Annotated in this window: 21 protein-coding genes and 1 pseudogene; 15 read left to right on the forward strand and 7 right to left on the reverse strand. The window is 68.3% G+C overall.

All coding sequences use genetic code 11. The annotated features are described in order from the left end of the window. The 4 genes and pseudogenes from ABD172_RS13830 to ABD172_RS13845 form a co-directional block, all read left to right on the forward strand. Positions 1 to 326: pseudogene (locus tag ABD172_RS13830) on the forward strand (hydantoinase B/oxoprolinase family protein); the annotation flags it as partial. A gap of 196 nt (positions 327 to 522) precedes the next feature. Further along, positions 523 to 1,827, forward strand: coding sequence for a purine-cytosine permease family protein (locus ABD172_RS13835; RefSeq protein WP_344310571.1), 1,305 nt, complete (start codon positions 523 to 525; stop codon positions 1,825 to 1,827). A gap of 89 nt (positions 1,828 to 1,916) precedes the next feature. Next, positions 1,917 to 2,231, forward strand: a complete 315-nt coding sequence (locus ABD172_RS13840) for a nucleotide pyrophosphohydrolase (RefSeq protein ID WP_344310573.1) — start codon at positions 1,917 to 1,919, stop codon at positions 2,229 to 2,231. Continuing rightward, positions 2,218 to 3,948, forward strand: coding sequence for a DNA/RNA helicase domain-containing protein (locus ABD172_RS13845; protein ID WP_344310575.1), 1,731 nt, complete (start codon positions 2,218 to 2,220; stop codon positions 3,946 to 3,948). Before ABD172_RS13840 ends, ABD172_RS13845 begins: the two co-directional genes overlap by 14 nt. Before the next feature lie 16 nt (positions 3,949 to 3,964). Here ABD172_RS13845 and ABD172_RS13850 read toward each other — a convergent pair whose 3' ends face one another. The 3 genes from ABD172_RS13850 to ABD172_RS13860 form a co-directional block, all read right to left on the reverse strand. Continuing rightward, positions 3,965 to 4,786 (reverse strand): hypothetical protein, encoded by an 822-nt coding sequence (locus tag ABD172_RS13850; RefSeq protein WP_344310577.1) that lies wholly within the window; start codon positions 4,784 to 4,786, stop codon positions 3,965 to 3,967. A 239-nt stretch (positions 4,787 to 5,025) separates the two neighbouring features. Further along, the gene (locus ABD172_RS13855) at positions 5,026 to 5,808 is read right to left on the reverse strand and encodes a hypothetical protein (protein WP_344310579.1); all 783 of its coding nucleotides are present in this window, start codon (positions 5,806 to 5,808) and stop codon (positions 5,026 to 5,028) included. 253 nt (positions 5,809 to 6,061) lie between these two features. Next, positions 6,062 to 7,027 (reverse strand): hypothetical protein, encoded by a 966-nt coding sequence (locus ABD172_RS13860; protein WP_344310581.1) that lies wholly within the window; start codon positions 7,025 to 7,027, stop codon positions 6,062 to 6,064. 217 nt (positions 7,028 to 7,244) lie between these two features. Here ABD172_RS13860 and ABD172_RS13865 point away from each other — a divergent pair, with 217 nt between their 5' ends. The 5 genes from ABD172_RS13865 to ABD172_RS13885 all read left to right on the forward strand — a co-directional run bounded on the left by ABD172_RS13865 (position 7,245) and on the right by ABD172_RS13885 (position 12,432). Next, the gene (locus tag ABD172_RS13865) at positions 7,245 to 8,438 is read left to right on the forward strand and encodes a dipeptidase (RefSeq protein ID WP_344310582.1); all 1,194 of its coding nucleotides are present in this window, start codon (positions 7,245 to 7,247) and stop codon (positions 8,436 to 8,438) included. A gap of 59 nt (positions 8,439 to 8,497) precedes the next feature. Further along, a complete protein-coding gene (locus tag ABD172_RS13870) occupies positions 8,498 to 9,505 on the forward strand; it encodes an aminotransferase class IV (RefSeq protein ID WP_344310583.1) in 1,008 nt (335 codons plus the stop codon). 116 nt (positions 9,506 to 9,621) lie between these two features. Further along, positions 9,622 to 10,497, forward strand: coding sequence for a hypothetical protein (locus ABD172_RS13875; RefSeq protein ID WP_344310584.1), 876 nt, complete (start codon positions 9,622 to 9,624; stop codon positions 10,495 to 10,497). A 131-nt stretch (positions 10,498 to 10,628) separates the two neighbouring features. Continuing rightward, on the forward strand, positions 10,629 to 11,744 hold the full coding sequence (locus ABD172_RS13880) for an isoaspartyl peptidase/L-asparaginase family protein (RefSeq protein ID WP_344310586.1): 1,116 nt from the start codon (positions 10,629 to 10,631) through the stop codon (positions 11,742 to 11,744). Between the two features lie 10 nt (positions 11,745 to 11,754). Continuing rightward, on the forward strand, positions 11,755 to 12,432 hold the full coding sequence (locus ABD172_RS13885) for a flavin reductase family protein (RefSeq protein ID WP_344310588.1): 678 nt from the start codon (positions 11,755 to 11,757) through the stop codon (positions 12,430 to 12,432). Positions 12,433 to 12,442: 10 nt separating this feature from the next. Here the strand turns inward: ABD172_RS13885 and ABD172_RS13890 are convergent, their stop codons facing one another. Both ABD172_RS13890 and ABD172_RS13895 read right to left on the reverse strand, forming a co-directional pair. After that, positions 12,443 to 13,360, reverse strand: coding sequence for a polysaccharide deacetylase family protein (locus tag ABD172_RS13890; protein WP_344310590.1), 918 nt, complete (start codon positions 13,358 to 13,360; stop codon positions 12,443 to 12,445). A 133-nt stretch (positions 13,361 to 13,493) separates the two neighbouring features. After that, complete coding sequence (locus tag ABD172_RS13895; protein WP_344310591.1) at positions 13,494 to 14,126, reverse strand: helix-turn-helix domain-containing protein; 633 nt, start codon at positions 14,124 to 14,126, stop codon at positions 13,494 to 13,496. 318 nt (positions 14,127 to 14,444) lie between these two features. Between ABD172_RS13895 and ABD172_RS13900 the strand changes: the two genes are divergently transcribed. The 4 genes from ABD172_RS13900 (at position 14,445) to ABD172_RS13915 (ending at position 21,537) form a co-directional block, all read left to right on the forward strand. Continuing rightward, entirely contained in the window at positions 14,445 to 14,669 is a 225-nt protein-coding gene (locus tag ABD172_RS13900; protein WP_344310593.1) for a cysteine hydrolase family protein, read from the forward strand. Beyond that, positions 14,660 to 15,103, forward strand: a complete 444-nt coding sequence (locus tag ABD172_RS13905) for an isochorismatase family protein (protein WP_344310595.1) — start codon at positions 14,660 to 14,662, stop codon at positions 15,101 to 15,103. The genes ABD172_RS13900 and ABD172_RS13905 overlap by 10 nt, the downstream gene beginning before the upstream one ends. A gap of 231 nt (positions 15,104 to 15,334) precedes the next feature. Next, entirely contained in the window at positions 15,335 to 20,596 is a 5,262-nt protein-coding gene (locus ABD172_RS13910; RefSeq protein WP_344310597.1) for a DUF4011 domain-containing protein, read from the forward strand. Between the two features lie 311 nt (positions 20,597 to 20,907). Further along, positions 20,908 to 21,537, forward strand: coding sequence for a TetR/AcrR family transcriptional regulator (locus tag ABD172_RS13915; protein ID WP_344310598.1), 630 nt, complete (start codon positions 20,908 to 20,910; stop codon positions 21,535 to 21,537). Between the two features lie 175 nt (positions 21,538 to 21,712). Here the strand turns inward: ABD172_RS13915 and ABD172_RS13920 are convergent, their stop codons facing one another. Beyond that, positions 21,713 to 22,453, reverse strand: a complete 741-nt coding sequence (locus tag ABD172_RS13920; protein ID WP_344310600.1) for a Panacea domain-containing protein — start codon at positions 22,451 to 22,453, stop codon at positions 21,713 to 21,715. Next, complete coding sequence (locus tag ABD172_RS13925) at positions 22,450 to 23,244, reverse strand: carbon-nitrogen hydrolase family protein (RefSeq protein ID WP_344310602.1); 795 nt, start codon at positions 23,242 to 23,244, stop codon at positions 22,450 to 22,452. Before ABD172_RS13925 ends, ABD172_RS13920 begins: the two co-directional genes overlap by 4 nt. Positions 23,245 to 23,310: 66 nt before the next feature. On the opposite strand from ABD172_RS13925, the gene ABD172_RS13930 reads away from it, so the two are divergent. Then, on the forward strand, positions 23,311 to 24,957 hold the full coding sequence (locus ABD172_RS13930) for a DUF418 domain-containing protein (protein ID WP_344310604.1): 1,647 nt from the start codon (positions 23,311 to 23,313) through the stop codon (positions 24,955 to 24,957). A gap of 269 nt (positions 24,958 to 25,226) precedes the next feature. Next, positions 25,227 to 26,303 (forward strand): carboxylate-amine ligase, encoded by a 1,077-nt coding sequence (locus tag ABD172_RS13935; RefSeq protein WP_344310605.1) that lies wholly within the window; start codon positions 25,227 to 25,229, stop codon positions 26,301 to 26,303.

Below are 26,303 nucleotides of genomic sequence, written 5' to 3' on the forward strand. Positions count from 1 at the left end.
TCATCGACGAGTACGTCTCCGTCGAACGTGCCGCGAAAGACTACGGCGTCGTCATCCGGGAAATCGACCGTGAACTCGACGAGTTCGAGATCGACGTGGATGCGACTGCAGAACTGCGGGACAGGATCCGGGCAGAACGCCCCGAATGGCTCCGCACCGATCCCAGAGTTGTGGCCGAGAAGTTCGTGGCCGGAGAACTCTCGACGCTCGACGTAGTCCGGCAGTACGGGGTCATTCTCGACTGGGGGACCGGCGAACTCTTCCCCAATTCTACTGAGCAATTCCGCGCCAACATGCTCAAACGCTCTGCCGAGCACTGGGGCTGAACTGCGATCTCAAAAAGTGGCGGTGAGCGATGTGCAGCACGCCGTGGCTCACCGCCACAAACACTCCTAACTCCTCTGCCGCACATCGGCAATCCTTTAAACCGGAGCCAACATGAGTACTCCAAGCTCGACAGAAGTTTCCTATCTCCTCGACTCCGCGGGCCCCACCCCGCGGATGTCTCGCGGTAGCCTCGCGATGGCCTGGTACGGCGTCGTCAGCGCCATGTTCTTCGTATACATCGGCGCGGCGATGGCCGTGGCCTACGGCACTCGCGACGCACTGATCGGTATCGCTCTTGCGATAGCCGCATACACATTCATCAACATCCTGCTGTCGAAACGCGCATTGCACACGCGTGCGTCGGTGGCACAGTTCTCCCGCACGATTCTCGGCAATTCGGGGTCGATCGTTGCGACGATTATCTTCGCGACCGTCGCTATCTACTACGCGGTGTTCGAAGGCATCATCGTGGCATTCGCGTTCCAGGCGATGTTTGGTGGGCCGATGTGGATGTGGAGCTTGATCGTCGTGCTCTACTCGACGCCACTCGTCGTCGGACGTGTCCGGAACTTCCTCGACAAGCTCAACGGTTGGCTCATGCCGGTGTACTGGCTAGGACTCGTAGCCGCTGTGGTGATCGCCGGCGTCAAGTACGGGTTCGAGTCGACATGGCTCACTCAGGGCCCCGAACTGGCACTTCCGTTTGCCTCGGGGGGCCCCGGTTGGCTGGCTACCTTCGCGGCCTACATGGGCTCCTGGATCATGATGATGTACACCGTGGACTACGCAGCGATGGGGCAACGGAAGGATGCAGTCTTCCACAGTAACTACACCTTCGGGTGGCTCTTCTACACGCTCGCATTCGGCGTGAATGCGCTCATCGGTATCTTCCTCACGTTCACGATCCCCGGAGTCGAGGCTTCGGAGACGGGGATCGCCGGAGGCCTCGTTGGGCTCATGGGGATCTTCGGACTTCTCGTTGTATTCGTGTCTCAGACCCGGATCAACACGGCGAACTATTGGCTCGCTTTCGAGAACCTCGCCCTCTTCGGGCGACGTGCTCTGAAGATCAAGGCGCCCACCTGGGCTTTTGCAGTGGTTGGCGCGATCCTCATTTACCTGATCATGCTGTTGCCGATTACGGAGTACATCCTGTTGGCGCTCGCTTGGCAGGGCATCGTCGTAACTGCGTGGGTCGGCATCGCAGTAACGCACGCGATCCTCGACAAAATCGGCGAACATGGGAACGTGCAGGACGAGGATTACCGCGCGTTCAATCGCCCCGGCATCATCGCGTGGGTCGTGGCAACCACGGTCGGACTTCTCGTTCTCAACCTCGCACCTTCCGGTGCAACATGGGGGCCGATCGTCACCACGGTGCTCGGGGCTGTCCTTTACCTCGCTTTGCAGCCGGTCTTCAAGGAGAAGACTGCCCTCAAGGACGCCGTTTCCCATGGTATGGAACCGATCCCGAGTAAGCCGGAGGCTGTGGCAGTCTGACCGTGACTGCTTGGCTCAGCTTCGGCGCATGGTTCGCTTCTGAGAGCATGCGCCGAAGCTGTGTCTGCCCCCGCTGGTAGTTTGGCGACATGCACGAGTCGGTGATCCGCGAACTCCGGGAGTTCGCGTCGGAGCGGGAATGGGAACAGTTCCACACTCCTGAGAACCTCGCAAAGAGCATCAGTATCGAGGCCGCGGAGCTGCTCGAGTGTTTCCAGTGGGGGACCACCGATATGGATGCGGCGGAGGAGGAACTCGCCGATGTCCTCACTTACTGCCTCTTCATGTCAGACAGACTCGGTCTCGACCCGGACGCGATCGTGAGGGCGAAGCTCGAGAAGACCCGCGAGAAATACCCGATCGAGAAGGCGCGAGGGCGGAGCGACAAATATGACCGGCTTTAGCCTCGAACGCTTTCCCTTCGTGTCGGACCAGATCCGAGCGTGGGGAGCTGCGGACCCCCGCCATCGGAACTGGCCCGTCGTGTACGTGATGAACAATGACCGCGAGGTCTACGTCGGTGAGTCCTTGAATGCGGAGAGCCGAATGCGACAGCATCTGGACTCCGCAGAAAAGCGCAGGTTGCGCCATGTGAGGGTCGTGCTCGACGAAACCTTCAACAAGTCGGCGTGCCTCGATCTCGAGTCGTTTCTCATCCGTATGTTCTCCGGCGACGGCCACCTCTCGGTGCTCAACCACAATGCGGGGATCACCGATGCGGACTACTACGACCGCGACACATACAGAAAGACCTTCGACGAGGTCTTCGAGCAATTGCGCGTGCAGGAACACCTCTTTCAGCGCAGCCTCCCGGACATCGTCAACAGCGATCTGTACAAGCTCTCGCCCTTCAAAGCGCTGAACCACGACCAGGCCGTCGCGGTCGAGGACATTCTCGAAGGCCTCTTCGCGGACATCGAGAGCAAAACACCGGACACCTTGGTCATCAACGGCGAACCGGGCACCGGTAAGACGGTTGTCGCGATCTACTTGCTCAAGTTGCTCGAGGACATCCGTCGGCACGACCCCGAGGAACCGCTCGACACCGATTCCATGTTCAGTGAGTTCTTCACGCCGGGGCACGGCGAGCAGCTCAAAGATTTCAAAGTCGGCATCGTTGTACCGCAGCAGTCTCTCCGGAAGTCGATCGCCGAAGTGTTCAGAGTGACTCCCGGATTGGAGAAGCGGTACGTGCTGTCACCGTTCGAGGTCGGCGCGAGCGCGGAGAAGTACGATCTCCTCATCGTCGACGAGGCGCATCGGCTGACCCAGCGGTCGAACCAGTCGTCGGGTCCACTGAACAAGAAGTTCAGCGAGATCAATCAGTCGCTCTTCGGGAACGATGACCTGTCGTGGACGCAGCTGGACTGGATTCGCGAGAAGAGCACGTACATGATCCTGATGCTCGATACCGGGCAGAGTGTGCGGCCCGCGGACTTGCCTGCACGTGTGACCGAGCAGCTCGTTGCTGAAGCGGGACGCCGTGGGCGGCTCTATCGGCTGCAGTCACAGATGCGTATTGCAGCAGGGCAGAATTATGTCGGCTACGTTCGGCGGGCGCTTTCTTCTCCGGGACGTGGCACGCCGGCGTCCTTCGGGGACTATGACCTTCAGTTCTTCACCGATCTCGGTGAGATGCGGCGGGAGATTCGCCGCCGGGACGACGAGTTCGGTCTCGCCCGTCTGGTGGCCGGTTACGCATGGCCATGGCTGAGCAAAGGCAAGAAGGACCAGCAGGTTTTCGACATCGAGCTCGACGGCGAACGCCTCAGGTGGAACAGCGAAGATACCGACTGGATCAATTCTCCCGGTGCCATCGATGAAGTCGGTTCCATCCACACGGTCCAGGGATATGACCTCAACTATGCGGGCGTGATCATCGGACCTGATCTTCGCTTCGATACGGCTACGCAGCGCGTCGTCTTCGACCGGTCGAATTATCACGACAAGAAGGGTCGCGAGAACAACAAGAAGCTCGGGATCACCTACACCGACGAGGACTTGCTTCGCTTCGTCATCAACATCTATACGGTCCTGCTCACTCGAGGGATGCGCGGAACGTATGTCTACGTCTGTGATCCAGAACTTCGTGAGAGATTGCACCCGTTCTTCGCAAAATGAAGTTCGGGAAACCAGCTCACAACGCCCCGACGATCTCCCCCGCCCGCCGCACGGCGCTCGCGCTCCCGCCCACCGCGGTCGGCGCCTTCACCACGACCACCGTCGACCCCTTCACCGCGTAGATGTCCACCGCCGTGTTCGGCACGCCCACGATCGTCATCTTCGTCTGGACGCCTGCGGAATCGTCGGCGCCGGCGACCGCGCCACCGGTCGACGACATCGTCGCGTCCTGCGTGTACCCCTGGATCGTCACGGACACCGATCCGCACGAACCGCCGATCTCCCGCGCCTCGTCCACGACCGACTGCGCCGCCTGCGCACTCCCCATCTCCGCAACGATCCCGATCTGACCGCCCTCTTGATCCATCCCCATCGTCATCGAGGAGGACGAGGCGAGCATCGCGTTCTCGTCGAGCTTGCAGTGGGCCGGATCGACCGTCGCACCCAACTCCGGGTACGCGCCCACCGGCAGACTGTCGAGCGAACCGGCGTCGAACCCGGCCGCCTCGAGCGCCTCCGCCGGCGTTCCGCCCGAGGCACCCTCGCCCGAACCACTGCCACCAGAACCCTCGCCGCCGGAATCTTCACCGCCACCAGCGGAATCTCCGGAATCCCCGCCACCATCGGCAGGTGCGGCGGGCCGCTCGGGGGCGGGCGCCTCGGCGGGGGGCTGCTCCGGCGTCGGTTCCTTCGGCTGCTCCGCGCCACCGCCGCCACCAGCACCCGGCGTGACATCGGGCGCGCCCTGCGCGACCTCGATCGGGTTCACCATCCGCTCGGCGCATCCGCTCATGGCGAGCGCCCCGGCGACCACGAGCACAGGCAACAGCCGCTTCACGAATCACGATCCTTCACATCCGCTCCCCGCACCGGCACACCGCCGAGGCGCGGGCCCGGCCCCAGCGGCCGGAACGGGACCCAGCGGCCCCGGCACCGACCCTAACGGCTCGACATGACGCCCCGCCGACCGCAGCGTTGCGGTCCGGCAACGCTCCCGGGCGACCGGGCCGCCCCGTGGTCGGAACCCTCCGCCTCGCCGAGGCGCCACTGTTCTGGGTGCCGCGCGGCGCCTCGGCGTCAGGGGAGGGCCGCGTGGATCTCGGCCGCCGCGTCCGACGCTACTTCCCGCGAGTCCACCGGGGCGTCGGACCTCACCACGGAGATCGTCGACCCGACACGGGTGAAGACGACGGTGTCCGCGATCTCGTGGCCGTTGCCGGCGAGAGTGGTGTCGTACGCGACGACCTCGTCCGCCCAGACGTAGGTCATGACATAGGGGGAGGCGGTGCCCTCGAAGGTCTCGCCCTCGGCCTCGACGGTGTACGTGGGGCAGGCCTCCGCCCACCCCTCGTACTGGTCGAAGACGCCCTCCGCCGAGGCGACCGTCGGCAACGTCGTGATCTCACCCGTGAGCCCACCGGGCCCGAGCCCCTGCGCCCGCGGCGAGTCCTTGATGACGAACTGCTCGCGCGGCGCGAGCGCGCACTCCTCCGGATCGATCGTCTGCTCGACGAACCGGTCGAGGAACGTCTCCTCGGACTCGGGTGTGATGTCGGCGGCTCCGAGTGCGGCCTCGAGGTTCTGGGTGGTGTACGGGTCGCCGGGGGTGGTGAGATCGGGAGCTGCGGTGCTGTCGGGGTCGGTGGCCGCGGCGCCGCCGGTGTCGCGGGGGTTCGTGGAGCCGGAGTCGGCTGCGTCGCCGTTCGCGCTGTCGGGATTCGAGTCGGTCGGTGCCTGATTTGCCGGGGCGCGGTTGCCGCCGAAGACTCCGAAGGGGTCCGGGATGGAGCCGCCGGAAGCGCACGCGGTGAGGGAAAGGGCCAGCGCGAGACCGGACGCCGCAGCTTTCGCGAGGTGCACACCTCGAGCGCTACGGGAGCGGGGGCGGACCGGTGCGCGCTGGGGAAGAGAAACCACGATGCGCCAGTATTCCAGCGCGAGGCCTGCGCCGGGCTGAGGCGGCGTACCAGTCCCGGCACACGGTGCTGGTGGGAATTGGTCCCGGCTGACCCTCCCGCCGACACGGGAAAGTTTCATGATGGCGACTCGCGCGAACATCCATCATGAAACTTTCCCGTGCCGACCGGTGACGACTCGTTCAGAACTTCGGCGTTCAGAGGTGCGGCACGAGGTCGCGGGCGATCGTCACCGCGGCCGGGTCCTCGGCCGAACCGTTCGTATCCCCGCTCACGCTGCCGTTCGCCGGACCGGACGAAGCACTCACCACCGTCGATCCGACGGCTGCGTACACGTTGACGACGGTCTCGGTCGTACTCGCGCTGTCCTCGCCGGAGCCGCCACTGCCGCTCGCGCCACCACCAGCGCCAGCGTCTCCACCGTCCCGCAGCGTCGACGTCGAGGTCACCGCGGCCACTGCATCTGCTCCCGGGACGTCGACCTCGAGTGCCTCGAAGGTGAGGTCGCGGGTGCCCTCGGAGTTGGTGAGGGTCGAGGTCGGGCACGCGTTCACGACGGTGCGGACGCGGTCGACCACCGCCGAAGCGCTCGCCTCCGTCCCCACACTCGCGACGAGTGCAGCCCCGCCGTCCTCGCGCGAACCCATCGCCACGATGGCGTCGCCCCCGGTGAGGAGTTCGAGCGGCGAGAGTCGACACGCCGTCGGCTCGACCTTCGGCAGCGCAGGATCCGCGATCGCGGCCGCGACGTCCTCACGTGCGATGGGGGAGAGGCCGGCAGCGCTGATCGCCCTGTCGAGCGCGTCGGCGTTCAGCGGCGCCGAGCCATCACCGCCGGCATCGGAGTCCCGGTTCCCGGGACCCGCGGACGCGGGATCCGCCGAGGCGCCGCTCCCCGTAGTGCCTGTCGGCGCCTCGGGTGCGGGGTTCGCACCGGTGGTGTCGGAGTCAGAGGCCGTGGGGCCGGGAGCGGCGGGTGATTCGGAACCCGGGTGCGCCTCGGCGGTGGTCGGTGAGAAATCGGAACCCGCCCCGCCGCCGGGAACGACGTCCCCGTTGCCGCCGAGGAGCCCGCACCCGCTCAACACGACGCCCACGCACACGAATGCAGTCGTAGTGACGGCGGTGCGCGCGGTGACGCGGAACGGCGGGCGGCGGTTCATGCTCGTGACTCTAGACGGGCCGCGCGGGCGGTAGGAACACCGAGTGCGCCGAGTTCGGAACGGCCGGAGCCGCGACGCACGACGGCGAACCGCGTCGTCCCGCCCGCCCCGTAACACCGTCGAAGCCCGGCGCGTCGTACTGTGTGAGGGGTTGTCCTGTGTGAGGCAGGACCTGCCACGTCCCGAACCGATCCCTCTCGAACAGAAGGCCGACAACGTGAACGCTTCCCTCGACCACCCCGGCGATCCGCAGAAGGCGGCAACGACGAAGAGCGACCTCGTGCGGGAGGTGCTCGCGCAGGCGCCCGTGTTCGACGGCCACAACGACCTGCCGATGGCCTTGCGCGAGGCGTTCGACTACGACGCGCTCGCGGCCGGACTCGGCGAGGGGAACACCGACTTCCACACCGACATCCCGTCCCTGCGTGCCGGCGGCGTCGGCGCCCAGTTCTGGTCCGTGTACGTCTCGAGCGCGCAGCCGCACCCCGAGGCCGTCGTCGAGACCCTCGAACAGATCGACGGTGTCTACCGCCTCGTCGACGCGTACCCGGAGACGTTCCGGATCGCCCGCACCGCAGCGGACGTTCGCGCAGCCTGGGCGGACGGGAAGATCGCCTCGCTCCTCGGCATGGAAGGCGGCCAGTCGATCGCGAACTCGCTCGGCACGCTCCGCATGATGCGCAAGCTCGGGTGCGGGTACATGACGCTCACGCACAACGACAACACCGACTGGGCCGCCTCCGCGACGGGCGAGGAGGTCGACTACGGGCTCACGGACTTCGGCAGGGAGATCGTGAAGGAGATGAACCGGATCGGCATGCTCGTCGACCTCTCCCACGTCCACGCACGCACCATGCACGACGCCCTCGACGTCACCACCGCGCCGGTGATCTTCTCCCACTCCTCCTGCCGAGGCGTCGCCAAGCACGTGCGCAACGTCCCCGACGACGTGCTCGCCCGGCTCTCCGCCAACGGCGGCGTGCAGATGCTCAACTTCGTGCCCAGCTTCATCAACGACGCGGTGGCCGAATGGAACGTCGAGCACGCGGGCAAGAAGGCCGAGCTCGCCGCCCGCATCCGCGCTTTCGCCGCGGACGAGGCCGAAGCCGAACGTGAGACCCGCGCCGCCCTCGACGCCTGGGTCGCGACGAACCCCGAACCGACCGCCACGATCGACGACGTCGTGTTCCACGTGGAACATGCGCGTGAGGTCGCGGGCATCGACCACATCGGCCTCGGCGGCGACTTCGACGGCATCCCGGAGGGCCCCGAGGGCCTCAAGCGGGTGTCCGATTACCCTGCACTTCTCGAAGCGCTCGCCGACCGCGGATGGTCGGCCGCTGACCTGCGGAAACTCACGTCCGAGAACATCCTCCGCGTCCTCGAGGACTCGGAGACCGACTGGTCCTGACCCGTTCCGCCGCACTGCACTCCCCTCACCCCTCACCCCTCACCGCAAAGGATCCCCACATGACCGACTCCGCAGCATCACCGGAAGCCACCGGGCCCAAGCCCTTCGGCATCTTCTTCGCCGATGCCACCGAACTCCTCGCCCTGCCCGCAGGTGCGACGCCGACCCTCACCCGTGTCGACCCCGAGACCGCGACCGTGAGCGTCTTCGACCTCGGCCTCATCCGCGGCGACGGCATCTTCGAGGCGACGACGGTGTGGAAGGGCACGCCCCTCGCATGGGGCCTCCACCTCACCCGCCTGCAGAAGTCCGCGCAGATGGCCGAACTCGAGATCCCCCCGACCGAGGCGCTCGTCGCCCTCACCGACGAGGTCCTCGCGCAGATGGGCGAGGTCGAGTACGCCCAGCTCAAGCTCATGATCACCCGCGGGGCGGACGACTCGTTGTCGGCAGCGCCGAAGGACGCGCCGCTGTCGATCATCGCGATGGTGGACTGTGGCAAGGAACCGCGTGAGCCGGAGATCGAGATCGTCACTCTCGACCGCGAGGTGAACAAGGACTCCGCGCAGAAGGCGCCGTGGCTCCTGCTCGGGGCGAAGACCCTGTCCTATGCGACGAACATGGCGGCGAAGCGCGAGTACGAACGCCGAGGCGCTCAGAACGCCGTGTTCATCACCCTCGACGGGTACGTCATGGAGGGGCCGCAGTCGACGGTCGTCCTCCGTGAGGGAGGTCGCGTCGTCACTCCGCACCCGTCGATCGGCATCCTCCACGGCACCACCCAGCAGGAACTCTTCGCATGGGCGGAACTCACCGGGCTGGAGACCGCGTACGAGGAGATCACGAAGGACCGACTCTTCACCGCCGACCAGGTGTGGATGATGGGCGCGAGCAGTGTGCAGTCGGTCCGCGCGATCGACGGCAAGCCCATCACGCACGACATCGACACCGCGATCGAGATCTCCGAGTTCATGAAGACCGAACGCGAGGCGATCGACGCGTGGACCGCAGCCCGTGCGATCGGCGCCCCGGAGGAGGGCGTGCCCGTCCAGGGCGCTCACGTCTGACGAAGAAGCGCCTGCGGCCGCAGAGGTGCGCGGACGCGGGGCTGCGTGAGCCGGTGTCGCGAGACCGCCACCGAAGACCGTAGCCAGGGGCCATGGCTCCGTCCGAGGATGGAGCCATGGCCCCTTCCGCGTCCTTCCGCGTCCCGACCGTGCTTGCCGCCACGACCGCGCTGCTCCTCCTCTCCGGCTGCAGCGTCGTCCGCGACGCGTTCGCCCCGGCCCAGCGACAGCCGGAGGATCCGGCCACTGCCGAGGCGAGTGACGCCTCGGCGGGTGCAGCGCCCGGTGGGACCCGCGGGCCGGGAACGGCAGGGCCGGACTCCGACGGGACGATCACGTTCACCGGTTCCGGCGGAAGCGAGGACGACGAGGAGGAGAGCCGGAGCGGCAGTTGGAGCGGCACCGGGGGAGGCGAGGCCGGGACTGCGAGCCTCCCGGACCCGCTCGAGGGGTCCGAGCGCAACCGCACCGACGCGATCATGGACGCCGGCGAGGCGATGGCCTGGTCCGGTGACGGTGAGGGGCCGGTGTCCCTCGAGTTCCCCATCGACCGCGACTGGGTGGAGACCGAACTCGCCGACGACGCCTCTTCCCGAGCCAGCGCATTCGACCATCACAACGGATGCCAGCTCTTCGAGTTCGCCTCGGACACCTCCGAGATCGACACGAGCTACGCCTCGGAGTGGCACGCGACGGGCATCTGGGCCGGCGTCGCTGACGAGGACAGTCTCGAGCAGGCCGCCGACTACGAGATCGACTCGGAGATCGGCTGGGCGCTGCAGGACGAGAACGACGAGGTCGTCGACGTGATGCGCTCCTACGGGACGGCGACGTTCAGCGGCGTTCCGTACCTGTACGAAGGCCGTGCCCGGGTGGTCCAGGACCGTGGTTGGTCATTCACCGCCTACCTCCTGTGCCCGCAGGCGTACGAGGCCGGATTCCCCGAGATGGTGGAGTCCACCCTCGACTCCGTCGTCGTCGGCGAGGGGTGATCGACGGGGCCGTCGTCGCGTACAGCGCGGTAGCCTGCTGACATCCTCCGTGGCCGAGGCGCCCTCACCTTGCGCGTCTCCGTCCCCGATCCGGTCCGCACGTCCCCGATCCCACCCGAAGGAAGATCCCCATGAGCACCCCTTCCGCAGTTCCGCCTGCCACGCCGTCCGCCGCGCATGCTGAGGCCGGGCTTTCAGAGGTCGGCCCCACTCCCGTCATCGCGATCCACGGCGGCGCCGGCGCCCTGTCCCGCAGCCGCATGACGCCCGAACGCGAACAGGAGTACCGCGAGGCGCTCGCCGGTATCGTCCGTGCAGGTCAGGAGGTCCTCGCGTCCGGAGGTACCGCCGTCGACGCGGTGCAGCGCGCGGTCACCCTCCTCGAGGACTCACCTCTCTTCAACGCCGGCCACGGAGCAGTGTTCACGAGCGCGGCGACGCACGAACTCGATGCCGCGATCATGGACGGCGCGACCCTGAACACCGGTGCCGTTGCCGGGGTGCACACCGTGAAGAGCCCGATCACACTCGCCCGCGCCGTCATGGAGAACAGCGATCACGTCCTCTTCGCCGGTGAGGGCGCCGAGGCCTTCGCCCGCGATCACGGCCTCGAGATCGTTTCACCCGACTACTTCTCCACGCCCGAACGCCGCGCCCAGCTCGACCGGGCCCGGCAGCGCGCCGCCGGTACCGCCGTCCTCGACCACGACGGCGAGGCGGCAGCGGCGGAGGTGACCACGGCCGAGGCGACGGCTCAGCCGGGAGCGGGTGGCGCCTCGGGTGGGGGAGAGGCCGACTCCGTCGTCGACCCGCTCGATGCGGACACGAAGTACGGCACCGTCGGGGCCGTCGCGCTCGACGCGCACGGGAACCTCGCCGCGGCGACGTCGACGGGCGGGATGACGAACAAGCAGGTGGGGCGCGTGGGCGACACCCCAGTCATCGGCGCCGGGACGTACGCCGCGAACGCGACGTGCGCGGTGTCCGCGACCGGCACCGGTGAGATGTTCATCCGCATGGTCGCCGCGTACGACGTCGCAGCACGGATGGAGTACGCGGGCGAGTCGCTCGAGCAGGCGACGCGCACGGTCGTCCACGAGAAACTGCCGACGATCGGCGGGGACGGTGGGCTCATCGCGGTCGACGCCTCCGGGAACGTCGCGCTGCCGTTCAACACCGAGGGCATGTACCGGGGGTTCGGTCGGGTCGGCGAGGAACCGACCGTCGGGATCTACCGCGGGGAATGAGGAGAGAACCATGCAGTTCGTCATGAGTGAGTTGTCGGCACCGGAGCGGTACAAGCTGCTCGTCTCGAGCGTGACTCCGCGACCGATCGCGTGGGTGACGACGAAGAGCGCCGACGGCGTCGTCAACGCCGCGCCCTACAGCTTCTTCAATGCCTTCGGTGACTCGCCGCCGCTGCTCGTCCTCGGCCTCCTCCACGGACCGGACGGGCAGGACAAGGACACCGCCACCCACATCAAGGCGACCGGCGAGTTCGTCGTCAACCTCGTGAGCGAGGGCGACGTCGAGAAGATGAACCTGTCCTGTGCGTCCGTGCCCCGCGAGTTCAGCGAGGTCGACTATGCCGGGATCGACACGGCACCGGCGACGATGGTCGCCCCACCGCTCATCGCCTCGGCGCCGGTGAGTTTCGAGTGCCGGCTCATGGAGGCACTCGACATCGGGACACGGCAGAGCGTCGTCATCGGGGAAGTGCTCGTCACCCACGTGCAGGACGCCTTCGTGAGCGATCCTGAGAAGCTCTACCTCGACACCCCGGCGATGCACCTCGTCGGGAGGATCCACGGGCGCGGCAACTACGTCCGCGTCACGGACACCTTCGAGGTGCCCCGCCCGCAGTACGATCCGGCGCGCATGGAACAGCGGCTCGCGGAGAAGGAACGCGCACAGGCGGACCAGCGGGAGTCCTGAGGGTCGGGCATCAACCGAGGTCGAACTGCCCGCGCACGTGCTCGGCGAGTTGCGCGTGGGTGCCGAACCACACGTCGCCCTTCGCCCGGATGTGCTCGATGACCCGCTCGATCATCGCGAGGCGCGAACGGTGCCCGGAGATGTGGGGGTGCATCGTGAGCTCGAACAACCCGCCCTCGGCGTATGCGCCTTCGAACTCGTCGATCCAGATCCGTTCGACCTCGTACGGGGACAGGTGCGGGCGGAGGCCGCCGAAGCGGTCCATCATGAAGTACGGTGCGTCGTCGCGGACCCACTCCACCGGGATCTCGACGATTCCCGTGGGAGCGCCGTCCGCGAGGAGCTCATAGGGTTCGTCGTCCGCCATGAGCGAGGAATCGTAGACGAATCCGAGTTCCCGGATCACGCGGAGCGTCGAGTCGGAGAAGTCCCACGACGGTGTGCGGATCCCGACCGGCCGGGTACCCGACAACTCCTCGAGGACATCGGCAGCCCGGCCGATGAGGTCGAGCTCCGCCTCGTAAGGCAGCTGCGTGTTCCGCTCGTGGATCCAGCCGTGTGCCGCGACCTCGTGGCCGCCGGCCGCGTACGCCTCGATGTCCTCCGGGTGCAGGAGCGCGGACACCGCCGGGACGTAGAAGCTCGCGGGGATCTCGTGCCGGGCGAGCATGTCGAGGATCTTCGGCACGGCGACACGGCTGCCGTACTCACCCATCGCCATCGAGCCCGGAGACGTCTGCGCATCGCGGAGGTACGGGGTCTCGTGATCGGAGTCCCAGGTGAGGAGCACTGCGGTGCGTGCTCCACCCGGCCACCGCCGAGCGGGATCGTCGTGGACGAGTCGTCTGCCGGCACGCACCTTGTTCGCGACGGCGCGCCAGTGGGCCTCGGGCCACTGCCAGGGTTCGGAGGGAATCGGTGCGGACATGGGGATTTCCGTATCTGGGAGGGGGCGCAGGTCGAGACGCGGTGCGGGGACACCGCTGCCGTCGGCAGCCTACTTCGCGGCGGAACGCCGGACCTGGGTGGAAATGCGCAGTACCCTCACTCCGCCGCGGTCCTCACTCCGCCGCAGGCCGCGCCGAGGCGGAACTCCCCTTCGCGGATTCCGGACCGACCGCCTCGGCGGGGTTCACGACCGCATGTAACCCGCGGTCGTCGTCCTCGGTGAGGGCGTACTGTTCCGCGAGGGTGCGTTCGGCCGCGGCCTTCGCGTCCGCGGCGTTCTCGGCGGCCACCTGTTCGGCGGTCTCCTCGACCGTGTGCTCGGTGAGGATGGGGCGGTCGGCAGGGCCCCCGGCGGAATCCGCAGGAGCGAAGTCGATCCACAGGCCCGGCACCCGCTGGCACACGCGTGCGGCGAGGTTCCTCCACCAGCCCACGGGCTTACCGGGGAACTCCTCCCATCCCTCGGATTCCTCGTCGGAGCGGGGGATGCGGAACGGCCAGGAATCCTCGTGATCCGTGAAGGCCTCGACGTAGACGGAGACGGCGCTCGCGGTCTCGACGTCGAGCTCGCGCAGGAACGCCGCAGCGCTCTTCGGCACGGAGCTGTCGCCCGCGCCCCATTTCCGGACCGTCCGCACATGTACCCCGAGGTGTGTGGCGATCCATTGATCCGAGAGCCCGAGGAAGCTGCGCACGGTCCGGAAGCTTGCTGCTGACATCGGGTGGTTCGACTTGTAGACCGGCATCGCGGGGTTCCTCTAAGTAATCCAAGATTTGAGCTTTCCCGATGATATGCCCGCGGTGGTCCTGATTCGTGTCCGAACTTGCGAGGGATTGCTTGAGGAACTCATGTGTGCCGTGGCCGGTTCTGTCGTCATGATCCGGGGGTCCGTCGTGGTTCAGCGTCTTCTCTTCGTGTTACCGATGAGTCACCAAGATGCCGCCTCCGGGGCTCCGCGCCCGCACCTCAACCGGAACCCCTCCCGTGTGTCAGCGCCGACGTCGAGGCTCGGAACCGTAGCTCGACACCGAAGTCAGTACAGAGGAACGCAGAGAGGCCCGTCATGCCGAAGCTCGCCCCCGAACCCGTCCGCGACCCGCAGTCCGATCACCTCCTCACCCCGCAGAACTGCGCGATGGTCCTCATCGACTTCCAGCCCGGCCAGTACGCGACGGTCGGTTCGACCTCCGCGGAGGAGATCAACGTCGGCGCCGTCACCCTCGCGAAGCTCGCCCACGCCTACGAGGTCCCCACCGTACTCTCCACGTCGCGGTCGACATGGGCGTGAACGAGGGCACGATCCCGGAACTCACGAACGAACTCCCCGGTGTCGTCGAGATCGATCGGACCGGTGTGAACTCCTGGGAGGACGCGGACTTCCGGGCTGCGATCGAGGCCACCGGGCGGAAGAAGATCGTCATGGCCGGTCTGTGGACCGAGGTGTGCCTCGCGTTCCCCGCGCTCGACATGCTCCGTGAGGGCTACGAGGTCTTCCCCGTCGTCGATGCCTTCGGAGGGGTATCACCCGTGACCCACGAGACCGCGCTCGAACGCATGGTGCAGGCCGGTGCGCAGCTCATCACCTCACTCGCCCTCGGCTGCGAACTCATGCGGAACTGGGCCCGCCCGGACTCCGATCTCTACCGCACGATCATCAACGACTACTTCCGCCGCAAGCGTGCGATCGGCGAGTCCTCGGGCGACCTCTTCGGGCAGCACTGATCCGCTCGGCTCCGACCCGCGGGGACCGATCGGGCACACTCCGGGCAGTCATCCTGTATTACCGGTCGGTAGAGTCGAGCCGGCGGTGGAGCCGTATTCAGGTGCCTCACACCCGGGGACGACTAGGCTTCCGAGGGTGTGTGACCGTTCTGTGTCCGTGCCTCCGGTTAGCGTCGGAGGACGCGGTGGAACGGCACACACTGCAGTGAGTTCGTCGACGGAAAGAAGGCCATGGACGCAATGACCGAAGCGCAGCAGTTGTCGGCTGCAGGAGCATCCGTGGTGCCGACTCTGCTCGGTCGCATCCTCGAGCTCTCCCCGGAGTCCCTCGACGAGGAGACCTGGGCGGCCCGCCTCGATGCGACCGGCACCCGCGGTGAACGCTCCGGCACCCCGTCCCTCGACGACATCGGCGACCTGCTCACGGTCCTCGCACACTTCGACGGCTCCCTCACCCTCGGTGAACTCCCGCTGCGGGCCGCCTGGGCCAAGGAGTGCCTCGCGCTCGTCCGGGACGCCCAACTGCGCGACTACCTCGTCGTCGGCCACACCGTCGACCACTTCACGGAGACCCTCGCCGGCATCCTCGAGTCCCTCGGCCTCGAGGACACCGCACAGACCCTCCGTGCCGAGTACATCGGCCTGTTCAACGAACAGGATGCGCAGGAGGAGGAGAACGGCCTCACCGAGCGTGTCGAGGCGCAGGTGCGCGTCGAGGGCGGAACCCTCACCGCTGCGATCGAGGTCCTCCGCGTCTACAGTCCCTTCCTCGCCCGTGCCGGCGTTTCACCGATCGTCGCCATCGAGGTGTCCAACGACTCCGAGGCGCCCGTCGAGGTCTCGACGCTCTCCGCCGGACTCGACAGCGACCGGGAGAGCGTGTGGCTCGGCCCGGAGATCACCCTCCCCGCGGGGGAGAACCTGCGCCTCGACTCGCACGAACTCGCGTGGCACCCCACGGTGCCGGACTCCCTCGGTGCCGAGGGCGGCCTCGTCACGGATACGCTCACCGTCGCAGTCGGGGCCGGCGGCCGTTCCCGTGCCGCACACGCGGGCCTGGCCTGGCTGCCCGAGAAGGTCTGGGTGCCGACCGCGCCCCCGGAACTCGCCGCCGCCTTCGTCCTCCCCACGGATCCCGCCGTCACCTCCGTCGTCTCCCGCATTCTCGGCAGCGGCATCGATGTCGAGGACGCCGCGGACTCCCGCCCCGTCCTCGAGGACCTCTTCGCCGCCGTCGAGTCCGCCGTCGACGAGGGACTCTCCGTCACCCCGGACCCCGAACTCATCGAGGGTGACACCACGACGCCCGTGAGCCCGAGTGCGGTCCGCGAACGCTCCCGCGCGAGCGCCTCGGAACGCGCCCTCTTCATCGCCGCCGTCTTCGAGGCCCTCCGCCTCCCGGTCGCCCTCATCGGCACCGCGAGCGGATTGCGCGTCGGTACCGGTCACACCTTCGACACCGAGGAATCCGCCTCGATCCGCGGCCGCTCCGCCGTCCGCGCCGAACTCTCCGCGATGGTCCTCGGCTCCCTCTCGACCGTGCCGGATCCGGGCTGGTCCGAGGACAACCCCCGCCCGTTCATGGCCGAGGACCCGAAGCCCGTCCTGTCCGCCGAACTCGACTCCGCCGTGTCCGTCGTCGACCTCGGCACCGCCCGGCGCGCCATCGGTGTGGCCGCGCCGGCTGCTGCACCCGCCGGGACCGGCGCAGGAGCAGCCCGGGGCCGCGGTACCTCGGCCGGGGACCCGAACGAACCGGAACCGCGCGCGGTCACCCGGTGGAAGCGCGAACTCCTCGACCTCTCGCTGCGCAATCCGCTGCTGCGGATGCCGCGGACCGGCGGTGCCGAACTCGTCCTGCCGGACATCGCGCTCCTCGGCTTCGCGGACGCGCTCGCCTCCGGCACCTCCTTCGCCCTCGCGCCGCACACGACGTGGAAGGGTGCGGAGGCCACCACCGGGTCGGCACGGACCGCCCGTGCCTCACACCTCGTCGACGCGATGGAGGACGGGGTCGTCCACGCGAAGGCCCTCGGAGCCGGTTTCGAGGCCCGCCTCCGCGCGCTCATGGCCGACGCCCGCGCCAGCCGCGACGAGAACGGCTTCACAACTCTGTACGTCACCCTCGGCGCCCTCGAATGGACCGACCGGGGCGGCCAGACCGCTCTGTCCCCGATCCTCCTCGCCCCCGTCGTCGTCGGCGGTTCCGCGAAGGACGGGTTCACCCTCGCCCTCGAACCCGGCGGGGCGCTGCAGGTGAATCACTGCCTCGTGGAGAAACTCCGCATCGAGACCGGTAAGGACGAGCCCTCGGCGGCGCTCGCGCACCCGGCGGGGCCGCAGGGAGCCGGCACTGGAAGTGCCGGTCGGGCAGCCGGTGGGGGCGCCTCGGCGGTGGACGCGGAGTACGTGCTCACCCGTGTCGAGGGCGAATTGCGGGAGGCCGGCGTCGACGCCTCGATGCTCCCCGAGGCGCGCCTCGGGACCTTCACGTACGCATCCCTCCCGCTGTGGCAGGACCTCGATTCCCACTGGCGCGACCTGCTGCGCATGCCCGTCGCCGGCCACATCGCCCGTACGCCGTACGCCGCCTTCGCGGACCCCGCCCCGGTGCGTGAGGTCGTCCCCGAGGACGAGACGAAGACCTGGCTGCCGTCCCAGGCGGACGCCTCACAGCTCGACGCGATCGTCTCCGCGTCCGCCGGACGGTCCTTCGTCCTCGAGGGGCCTCCCGGCACCGGCAAGAGCCAGACGATCACGAACATGATCGCGGACGGGCTCGCGCGCGGACGTCGCATTCTCTTCGTCGCGGAGAAGAAGGCGGCCCTCGACGTCGTGCTCGGCCGTCTCGAGGAGGTCGGCCTCGGTTCCCTCGTCCTCGACGCCCACGGAGAGACCCAGACCCTCGATGCCGTTCGTGAACAGATGCGGGCCGCGCTCGCGGTGAAGGGCACGACCGAGCAGGGGAAGCTCGAGGAAGCGCGGATGGAACTCGCGCAGTGCCTCGCGACACTCCGGGCCTACCCCGAATCCCTCCATTCCGGCCACGGGGTGTGGGACAAGTTCCAGGCGTGCCTCGAACTCGAGCAGGAGTTCGACCCGGAGTCCGGTTGGCAGCCCGGGGAGATCGCCGTCGACAGGATCGCGGCGTCCACCTCCCCCGAGGCGGTCCGCGAGGTCGCCAAACGCGTCCGCCGCGCCCGCAGGCGCGTGAACGGTGACGTCTCCGAGGACAACCCGGCGTGGTCGCCCGCAGAAGCGTCCGACGCCACCGCGCTGCGGTCCGCGCTCAAGGAACTCGCGGACCTCGGGCTCGTGCAGCCGGCCGCGCAGATCGCCCGGGGACGCGACGGCGGACAGCTCGCCGAGGCCGTCCAGCTCGCGATGGCCCGCCACGCTCTCCAGTCCGCTGTCGCCGCCGACGGGGTCGTGCGCTACAAGGGCGAGAACCGCGAGGAACTCGTCCGGTCCTATCTGCGGCTCAGCGCCGAGGTCGAAGCCCTCACCCGCCGGACGATCGCCGGTGTCGTCGCCGGTCGGCGCCGGTGGGGTGCCGACCGGAAGAGCGTCGAGGCGCCCGCCCGGTTCGTCGAAGCGGTGCACGGGCGCGGCGCGGCCGGCAGTGGTTCCGGCTCCGGTGCGCTCACGACCCTGCGTGGTTTCTTCGCCGAGTTCGGCGACGACATCCTCTCGACCACCCCGTGCGTGCTCATGAGCCCCACGGGTGTCGCGACGCACCTGCCGGCGTCCGGGCTCGAGTTCGACACCGTCGTCTTCGACGAGGCGTCCCAGATCACGACGTCGAGCGCGATCGGTGCGCTCGGCCGGGCCCGAGCGGCCGTCATCGTCGGTGATTCCAAGCAGATGCCGCCGAGTGCCGACTTCTCTGCGGACGGTTTCGTGCCCGAGGAGCTTCCGGGTGAGACGCCGGAGGTCGGTGGCGCTACAGGTGCGGCGGAAGCCGAGCAGGAAGGCGCCGGAGTTGCGGGTTCCACGACCGCCGGCAGCGACTCCTCCGAGGTCGATGCCACCGGAACCGAGGCCGGGATGCCTGCGACCGGCGTCAACAAGCGGCTCGAGTCCGTGCTCACGAATGCCGTCGACGCCGGAGTCGAGCAGAAGTGGCTCAAGTGGCACTACCGCTCCCGCAAGGAAGCGCTCATCGCGTTCTCCAACCGCAAGTACTACGCAGGACGTCTGTCCTCGTTCCCCGAACCGCCGAATGCCGCCGGAGCCCCCGACGCCGAGGAAGCCCTGCGTCTGCGGGAGTTCCCCGTCGACCTGCGGTTCGTCGGCGGTGAATACACGAAGGTGTCCGGATCCGCGCAGAAGGTGAACGCTCAGGAGGCGGACGCCGTCGTCGCGGAGGTCTCCCGGCGTATGGCGGAGGACCCCTCGAAATCGCTCGCGGTCGCGACGTTCAACGCCTCCCAGCAGAAGTACATCGAGCAGGCGCTCGAAGCCGCCGCGGAGAAGGACGCGGGTGTGCGGGCCGCTCTCGATCGGGAGCAGGAACCGCTGTTCGTGAAGAACGTCGAGAGTCTCCAGGGCGATGAACGTGATGTCGTGCTGTTCTCGATCGGGTACGCCCCCGATCGGAAGACCGGTCGGCTCAACCAGAGCTTCGGACCGCTCAGTCGGGCTGGTGGTGAACGGCGCTTCAACGTCGCGATCTCCCGCGCCCGCGAGGCCGTCGTCATCTTCACCTCGCTCAAGTCCTCCGACATCAACGTGCGGAACTCGAAATCGCGCGGCCTGCGGGACCTCCGCGACTACCTCCACGACGCCGAGCGCGGGGCAGTCGTCAAGCATCAGGGCGTCCTCGACCGCAGCACCCTCTACCGCGAGATCATCGCGGAGAAGCTGCGCACCGCAGACCTCGAGGTGGAGACCGGCATCGGCACGTCCTCGTTCGTCGTCGACCTCGCGGTGCGGGCGCCGAAGGGTGGCGCCGGCGGCTCGGAGGAGAGAACGCAGGGAGCGAAGCCCGCGAAGTCCGCGGAGAGCGCCGAGTCCGCGGTGAGTGACGAGTCCGCGGTGAGTGCGAATCCGGTGGCGAGTGGCGCCTCGGCCGGGGCGGGCGGGACTGCATCCGGGGAGAGCGCGAGTGCGGCGGTCGACACCGAGGAGATCCCCGTCGTCGAGGACGGCGCGGAACAGGCGGACGCAGAGCCGTCGGCTGCAGAATCGTCGGCTGAGAGGCCGTCGAACGCAGAGCCCCGCGGCGCTGAAACGCAGGCTGCGGCCGCACCGGCCGAGGACGCTGGGACACCGGCTCCGCGGGATGCGTGGGTCGCGGTGCTTCTCGACCCGCCGTCGTGGGCCGCGATGCCGACCGGATGGGACCGTGACGGTCTCCCGGTGTCCGTGCTCGAGGACCAGATGGGGTGGGCGTGCGTGCGCCGACTCCTCCTCGCCGACTGGCTGCGCGACTCCGACGCGGCGGTCCGACGGATCGTCGACGTGGCGGAGGCCGCTGCCACGAAGAGCTGAGCGCTTCGGTATCGCCGATCGGGCGGAACCGGGGTTCCGAACCGTGCCGCCGGCGATGAGGGACAGCCCCGGTATCGAACCTGAGGGTTCGGTGCCGGGGCTTGTCTGCGTGAACAATCCATATTGTGGAACGAAACAACCGGGAAACGAGATCCGGGTTATCTTGATCACGTGCACGAAAAACGCACACCGACCGGAGCTCCCCACTCCGCGAGTGCGTGAGCGGCACGCCGGTCCGACGACGGACCACGTCCCCCTGGTAACTCCCCTCGAGGCCCGGACCGGATCCCCACCCCGCGGAGCTGATCGCCATGCCGAAGATCGTCGACCACGACCAGCGTCGCGCGGAGATCTGCGATGCCGTCCTCGGGCTCATCGCCCGAGGCGGCTCGCGGACGGTGACGACCCGATCGGTGGCGAAGGCGACCGGATGGTCGGCCGGTACGGTGAGCCACTACTTCGATTCCCGTGACGAGCTCGTTCTCGGTGCCCTGCGCCGCGCGGCCGAACTGCACGAGCAGGAACTCGGTCGACTCCTCGCCGACCGGGGGCTCGCGCCGATGGAGAAGCTCCACCTCGCGATTCGTGCCACCCTCCCGATCGACGAGCGCGGGGTCGCGCTCACTCGGGTGTTCCTCGACTACTACGCGGATGCGGCGAACTGTGCGGCCGTGCACGCCGAGGTGATGCGGTGCCTGGTGCGCTGGCGCGGGCTCATCGAACGGCTCGTCGAGGGCTGCAAGGACGACGGGTCGATCGTGTCCTCGCGCGACTCGGCGACGCTCGCGGTCGAACTCGTGGCGCTCACCGACGGCTTCGCCCTCCACGCACTCCTCGACCGCGCGTTCATGGACAGGCTCGTCGAGAACGACGGGATCCGCATCGGCTTCCTCGACGACACCTGGCACCCGATCGAGAGCGGAGTCGGCAGAGTTTCGTAGCTCGGTTTCCCTGGGGAGCTCCGTTTTGTACCCGGAGGGCCGGGACGTTTTCGTGGTCTGGGTACTTCTCGGGGAAGCCTTTGGGGCGGCGACGTGCATACCGCGGTTTTGTACCTGGACGTGGGGGACGTTTTGGCTGCCTCGGTACTTCTCGGGGAGAGGCCGGCGCAACCCCTCAGGCGAGGAGGTTCGGGGTGTCCTCGAAGCGTGCCGCGAGTTGGGCTCGGAGTGCCTTCGCCTTCTCCAGGTCGAGTTCGGCCTGCGCTTCGGTCTCACCCGGGCGTGCGGGGGCGGATTCCCTCGGGTCGACGCTGACGGCTCCGATGGCTCCGGGCGCCCCGGTAGCTCCGGCCTCAACGTCAGCCCCAGGTGCCCTGGCAGCTCCGACTGCACCGACCGCTGCGGCAGTACCTTTGCCTTCGGCCTGCCCGACCTGTGCCACCGGCAGTCCCGCGTAGTACTCCGCCATCGCCTCCACGGAGACGACGGGGCCCGTCGTGTAGGCGGGGGATTCGGGACCGGAGGCGACGGCGGCGGTGTAGGGCTCCTCGGCGGTGGAGAGGTTCACGAGGTCCGTCGACCCGAGCACTCCGTAGTGCGCGATCACGGCGTCGAGTTCCCGGCGCCGTTGACCGGGAGCCGCCTCGGTGCCGGACGCGGCCGCCGTATCCGGGAACTTGCGGGGAGCGGTGAATCCGAATTGTGCGTGGAGGCCCTCGGGGACGGGGCCGTACTCGGTGGCGAGAATGCGCTCACCGAACAGGGGATCGCCGCGCCACGCGAGGGTCAACGCCTGGCAGTACGCGGTGAGAACGAGGGCCTTGGCCTTGTCGATCCCGGGGTTCCGGTACCGCACGTGCGCGAGCACCTGTGCGGCCGAGGTGGGTGCCGCAGTCGACGGATCAGTCGCACTCACCCGCGCAGCTCCTCGAGGTACGGGTTCTCGGTGCGGGCCTGGGCCACGATCTCGGTGTCGATCGTCGCGAAGAGCATCTCCTCCTTGGCCTCGGCCCCGAGGCCGGCGAGGCGCTCCCCGTAGGGCGAGCAGATCGAACTCTGCCCGATGTAGGTGAGGTCGTTCTCCGTGCCGACACGGTTGACGTACGCGAGGTACAGCCCGTTGTCCCACGCCCGCGCGGGGATCACATGCTCGTTCACCGGCGCGTACCCGGTCATCTGCGCGGTCGGCACGGCGAGGAGCTCCACCCCGGCTCGGCGGGCGGCACGGACGGACTCGGGGAACTCGACGTCGAAGCAGATCATCGACCCGATCGTCACGCCCTTGAATTCGGCGGTCGTCACCGGTGCCTCGCCGGGTAGGAACAGCCCGCGATCGAGGTCGCCGAACAATTGGTACTTGCGGTGGCGCATGAGCACCTCGCCGGTGTCCGAGACGAGTACCGAGGTGTTGTAGATCCCGCGACCTGCGGGGTGCGGGGTGTCGACGAACTCGGGCACTCCGGCGACGATGCCGATCCCGACCTCCTGCGCAATGCCCGCCACGATCCCCGCGTGGTCGACGTCCGCCTGCGCCTCGAGGTCCGCTCGCGGCACGTTGTACCCGCTGAGGAACATCTCCGGGGTGATGAGGAGGTCGGCCTCCATCTCCTTCGCCCACCGCGCGGCCGCGCGCACGGAATCCGTGTTCGCCTCGACGTCGGTGAGTCGCCCTTCGGCCTGCCAGGCTGCGATCGTGAGGATGCTCATGGGTGAATCGTAGTCCCGGTGGGAAACCCCACGGCGCGGGCGGGAGCCTGCCGATAGGCTGACGACATGTCGGACCCCACCCCGCCCGTCGTTCCTCCCCACCCCTCGCGCCCGCCGGAGCCCCACCAGCACGTGCCGCCGACGGCTCCGCACCCCGCTGGGCAGGGCTGGGATTCCCCGCCCGAGGCGCCCTCCCGCTTCGTACCTCCGGCGCCCGGGCAGGTGCCCGGCCCCGCACACGCACCCGCCCACACCCCTGTGCCCGCCCACGCCCCTGTGCCCACCCGGGCTCCGGCGCCCGGGTACGGGGCGCCTCGGGTGGTGTACGTGAAACCGGACCCGAAGGTGCGGCGTGGGCCGGTGAGGGCGCGCGAGCGTGTGCTCGCCCCGGATCTCGCGCGTGGCCTCTGCCTGCTCTTCATCGCTCTCGCGAACACGCCGGTGTACCTCTGGGCGGCGAACCGGTCCGACCTCATGAGCACGCACCCCGAGGCGGAGGGACCCCTCGACTCCCTCGTCCAGTTCCTCGTCCACACGGTCATCGACGCTCGCACCTACCCGTTGTTCGCCCTCCTCTTCGGGTACGGCATGATCCAACTGTTCACCCGTCAGGTCGCCGGTGGGACGAGCGAGTCCGGTGCCCGGCGCCTCCTGCTCAAACGGAACGGATGGCTCATCCTCTTCGGTTTCGTTCACGCACTGTTGCTGTTCTCGGGCGACATCCTCGGGGCGTACGGTCTGGCGGGGCTGCTCCTCGCGGCATTGTTCCTGCGCGCTTCGGACAAGGTCATGATGATCGTCGTCCTCTGTCTCGTCGGTCTCCAGGTGCTCGGCACTCTCGGGTTCGTGGGACTCTTCGCGCTTCTTGCCGCGATCCCGACGGACGTGACAGGCGGAGTTCCGCTCACCGATCCGAGTACGGCCGGCCTCGAGATCACGACACCGATCGGTGACATCGGGATGGAGAACTATCTCCTCGCGATGCTGTGGCGGGTCGGTCAGTTCGCGATCGCCCTTCCGATGCAGGTCCTCATGCTCACCGTGCCGACGATGATGCTCCTCGGCATGTGGGCGGCGCGGAAACGCATCCTCGAGGACCCGGCGCGCCACCGTCGGCTCCTGTGGACCACCGCTCTCGTCGGCATCGCGATCGGGTGGATCGGAGCGCTGCCGGGGTCGCTCGGGCACCTCGGGGTCCTCGACCTCGACTGGTACGGAATGCCGGACACCTTTGTCCACACGACGACGGGCATGGCGGCCGGCGCCGGGTATGCGGCGCTCTTCGGCCTTCTCGGCGGAGCGCTGAGCCGACGTGCGACCGCACGCGCGGAAGAGCGGGACGCCGCCGAGGCGCGGGCCACCGATCCGTCCGGCGGCACCTCGGGCCCGCTCCCGGCTCCCGCCTCGGGCCTCCACCCGGGTCCCGCCTCGGGCTCCCACCCGGGTCCGCGTGGGCTCACGTGGGCGATCGTCGCCGTCGGCAAGCGGTCGCTCAGTTGCTACCTGTTGCAGTCGGTGCTGTGCGCGCCGGTGCTCGCGGCGTGGGGCCTCGGGCTCGGCGCGGATCTCACGAGTGCGACGATGGCGGCGTACGCGGTTGCTGTCTGGCTGCTCACGATGGTGTTCGCGTGCGTGCTCGAGGTGCTCGGGAAGAAGGGCCCTGCCGAGGTCCTCCTCCGGCGCCTCACCTACGGTCCGGCCGCGAAGGGCTGAGCCGCCGCTCTCACCTCGACTTCTCCACGGCTGGACGTTCCCTGAGAGTGGGCCCTTTTGGGCCTGAATCCCTTCCGTCCATCTCTTCCGCACGCCTATGGTGACGGCACGCCGTCCACCGGAAAGACGTTCCGTCGGACAGTCGCACCACCGCACAGCTGCCCCGTCGCACGGCCACCGGAATGCCACGCGATACCCCGGCCCCTGCGGCCCCGCAGGCCCGGGCAGCACGACCGCGCGACACGAACGGCAAGGAGGAGGTGCTGATCATGAGGACGATCGGGATCGAGGAGGAACTGCTGCTCGTGTCACCGGACGGGTGCAGCACCCGTCAGGTCGGCGACACGATCTGCGCGGCACACGAGGACGACAGCTGGCTCACCCGCGAACTCAAGCGTGACCAGCTCGAGATCCGCACGGACCCGACCGCGAGCATCTCCGAGGCGCTCGAGCAACTCCACACCCGCAGGCGCATCGTCGACGTCTATGCGCAGGAACACGACGCACGCATCGTCTCGCTCGGGACGACCCCACTGCGGACGAAACCGAAAACCGTGCCCGTCGAGCGCTACGAGAAGATCACCGCGGAGTACGGGGTCATCGGCCGCAATCAGCTCTCCTGCGGCGCACACGTCCACGTCGACGTCGAGTCCGATGCCGAGGCGGTCGGCGTCATCGACCGGATCCGTGCCTGGCTGCCGCCGTTGTTGGCCCTGTCGGCGAACTCACCGTTCTGGAACGGCTCCGTCACCGGCTTCGCGAGCTTCCGCAGCCAGCTCTTCTCGATGCTCCCGACGACCGGCTACCAGGAGCTCTTCGGCACACCGGAGGCCTATCACACCCACGTCGAGAACCTCGTGAACACGGGCGTCGTCCACGGGAAGGCGATGATCTACTTCCCGGTGCGCCTGTCGAACAACTTCCCGACGGTCGAGGTGCGGGTCATGGACGGATCCCTCGACGCCCGTACCACCGTCCTCCTCGCCGCCCTCGTCCGCGCGCTCGTCGAGACCGCCGCCCGCGAGTGGCGCGCGGGCACCCCCGCGGACCCGGTGAGTGCGGAGGTCCTGCGGGTGGCCTCGTGGCGGGCGAGCAAGTTCGGGCTCTCCGGGGATCTCCTCCATCCGCGTGAGCACCGGCCCCGCTCCGCCGAGGTGGTGGTCGCCGCTCTCGTCGACCATGTTCGCCTCGCGCTCGCCGAGGCCGGCGACGACGACTTCGTCGATACCGAACTCGAACGCCTCTGGACGACCCGGGGTGGCGCGGGCCTCCAACGCGAGGTCCACCACCGTGCGGGTGAACTCGTCGATGTCGTCCGTGAGGCCATCCCGCTCGCCCTCTCCTGA

It is taken from the genome of Brevibacterium samyangense, from assembly GCF_039529845.1.
Lineage (GTDB): Bacteria > Actinomycetota > Actinomycetes > Actinomycetales > Brevibacteriaceae > Brevibacterium > Brevibacterium samyangense.

What these genes read in the sequence shown, in the direction of transcription:
- ABD172_RS13835 (WP_344310571.1), top strand. Translation starts at nt 523, where the DNA reads ATGGCCTGGTACGGCGTCGTCAGCGCCATGTTCTTCGTATACATCGGC.
- ABD172_RS13840 (WP_344310573.1), top strand. Translation starts at nt 1,917, where the DNA reads ATGCACGAGTCGGTGATCCGCGAACTCCGGGAGTTCGCGTCGGAGCGG.
- ABD172_RS13845 (WP_344310575.1), top strand. Translation starts at nt 2,218, where the DNA reads ATGACCGGCTTTAGCCTCGAACGCTTTCCCTTCGTGTCGGACCAGATC.
- ABD172_RS13860 (WP_344310581.1), bottom strand. Translation starts at nt 7,027, where the DNA reads ATGAACCGCCGCCCGCCGTTCCGCGTCACCGCGCGCACCGCCGTCACT.
- ABD172_RS13870 (WP_344310583.1), top strand. Translation starts at nt 8,498, where the DNA reads ATGACCGACTCCGCAGCATCACCGGAAGCCACCGGGCCCAAGCCCTTC.
- ABD172_RS13875 (WP_344310584.1), top strand. Translation starts at nt 9,622, where the DNA reads ATGGCCCCTTCCGCGTCCTTCCGCGTCCCGACCGTGCTTGCCGCCACG.
- ABD172_RS13880 (WP_344310586.1), top strand. Translation starts at nt 10,629, where the DNA reads ATGAGCACCCCTTCCGCAGTTCCGCCTGCCACGCCGTCCGCCGCGCAT.
- ABD172_RS13885 (WP_344310588.1), top strand. Translation starts at nt 11,755, where the DNA reads ATGCAGTTCGTCATGAGTGAGTTGTCGGCACCGGAGCGGTACAAGCTG.
- ABD172_RS13890 (WP_344310590.1), bottom strand. Translation starts at nt 13,360, where the DNA reads ATGTCCGCACCGATTCCCTCCGAACCCTGGCAGTGGCCCGAGGCCCAC.
- ABD172_RS13895 (WP_344310591.1), bottom strand. Translation starts at nt 14,126, where the DNA reads ATGCCGGTCTACAAGTCGAACCACCCGATGTCAGCAGCAAGCTTCCGG.
- ABD172_RS13900 (WP_344310593.1), top strand. Translation starts at nt 14,445, where the DNA reads ATGCCGAAGCTCGCCCCCGAACCCGTCCGCGACCCGCAGTCCGATCAC.
- ABD172_RS13905 (WP_344310595.1), top strand. Translation starts at nt 14,660, where the DNA reads ATGGGCGTGAACGAGGGCACGATCCCGGAACTCACGAACGAACTCCCC.
- ABD172_RS13910 (WP_344310597.1), top strand. Translation starts at nt 15,335, where the DNA reads ATGGACGCAATGACCGAAGCGCAGCAGTTGTCGGCTGCAGGAGCATCC.
- ABD172_RS13915 (WP_344310598.1), top strand. Translation starts at nt 20,908, where the DNA reads ATGCCGAAGATCGTCGACCACGACCAGCGTCGCGCGGAGATCTGCGAT.
- ABD172_RS13925 (WP_344310602.1), bottom strand. Translation starts at nt 23,244, where the DNA reads ATGAGCATCCTCACGATCGCAGCCTGGCAGGCCGAAGGGCGACTCACC.
- ABD172_RS13930 (WP_344310604.1), top strand. Translation starts at nt 23,311, where the DNA reads ATGTCGGACCCCACCCCGCCCGTCGTTCCTCCCCACCCCTCGCGCCCG.
- ABD172_RS13935 (WP_344310605.1), top strand. Translation starts at nt 25,227, where the DNA reads ATGAGGACGATCGGGATCGAGGAGGAACTGCTGCTCGTGTCACCGGAC.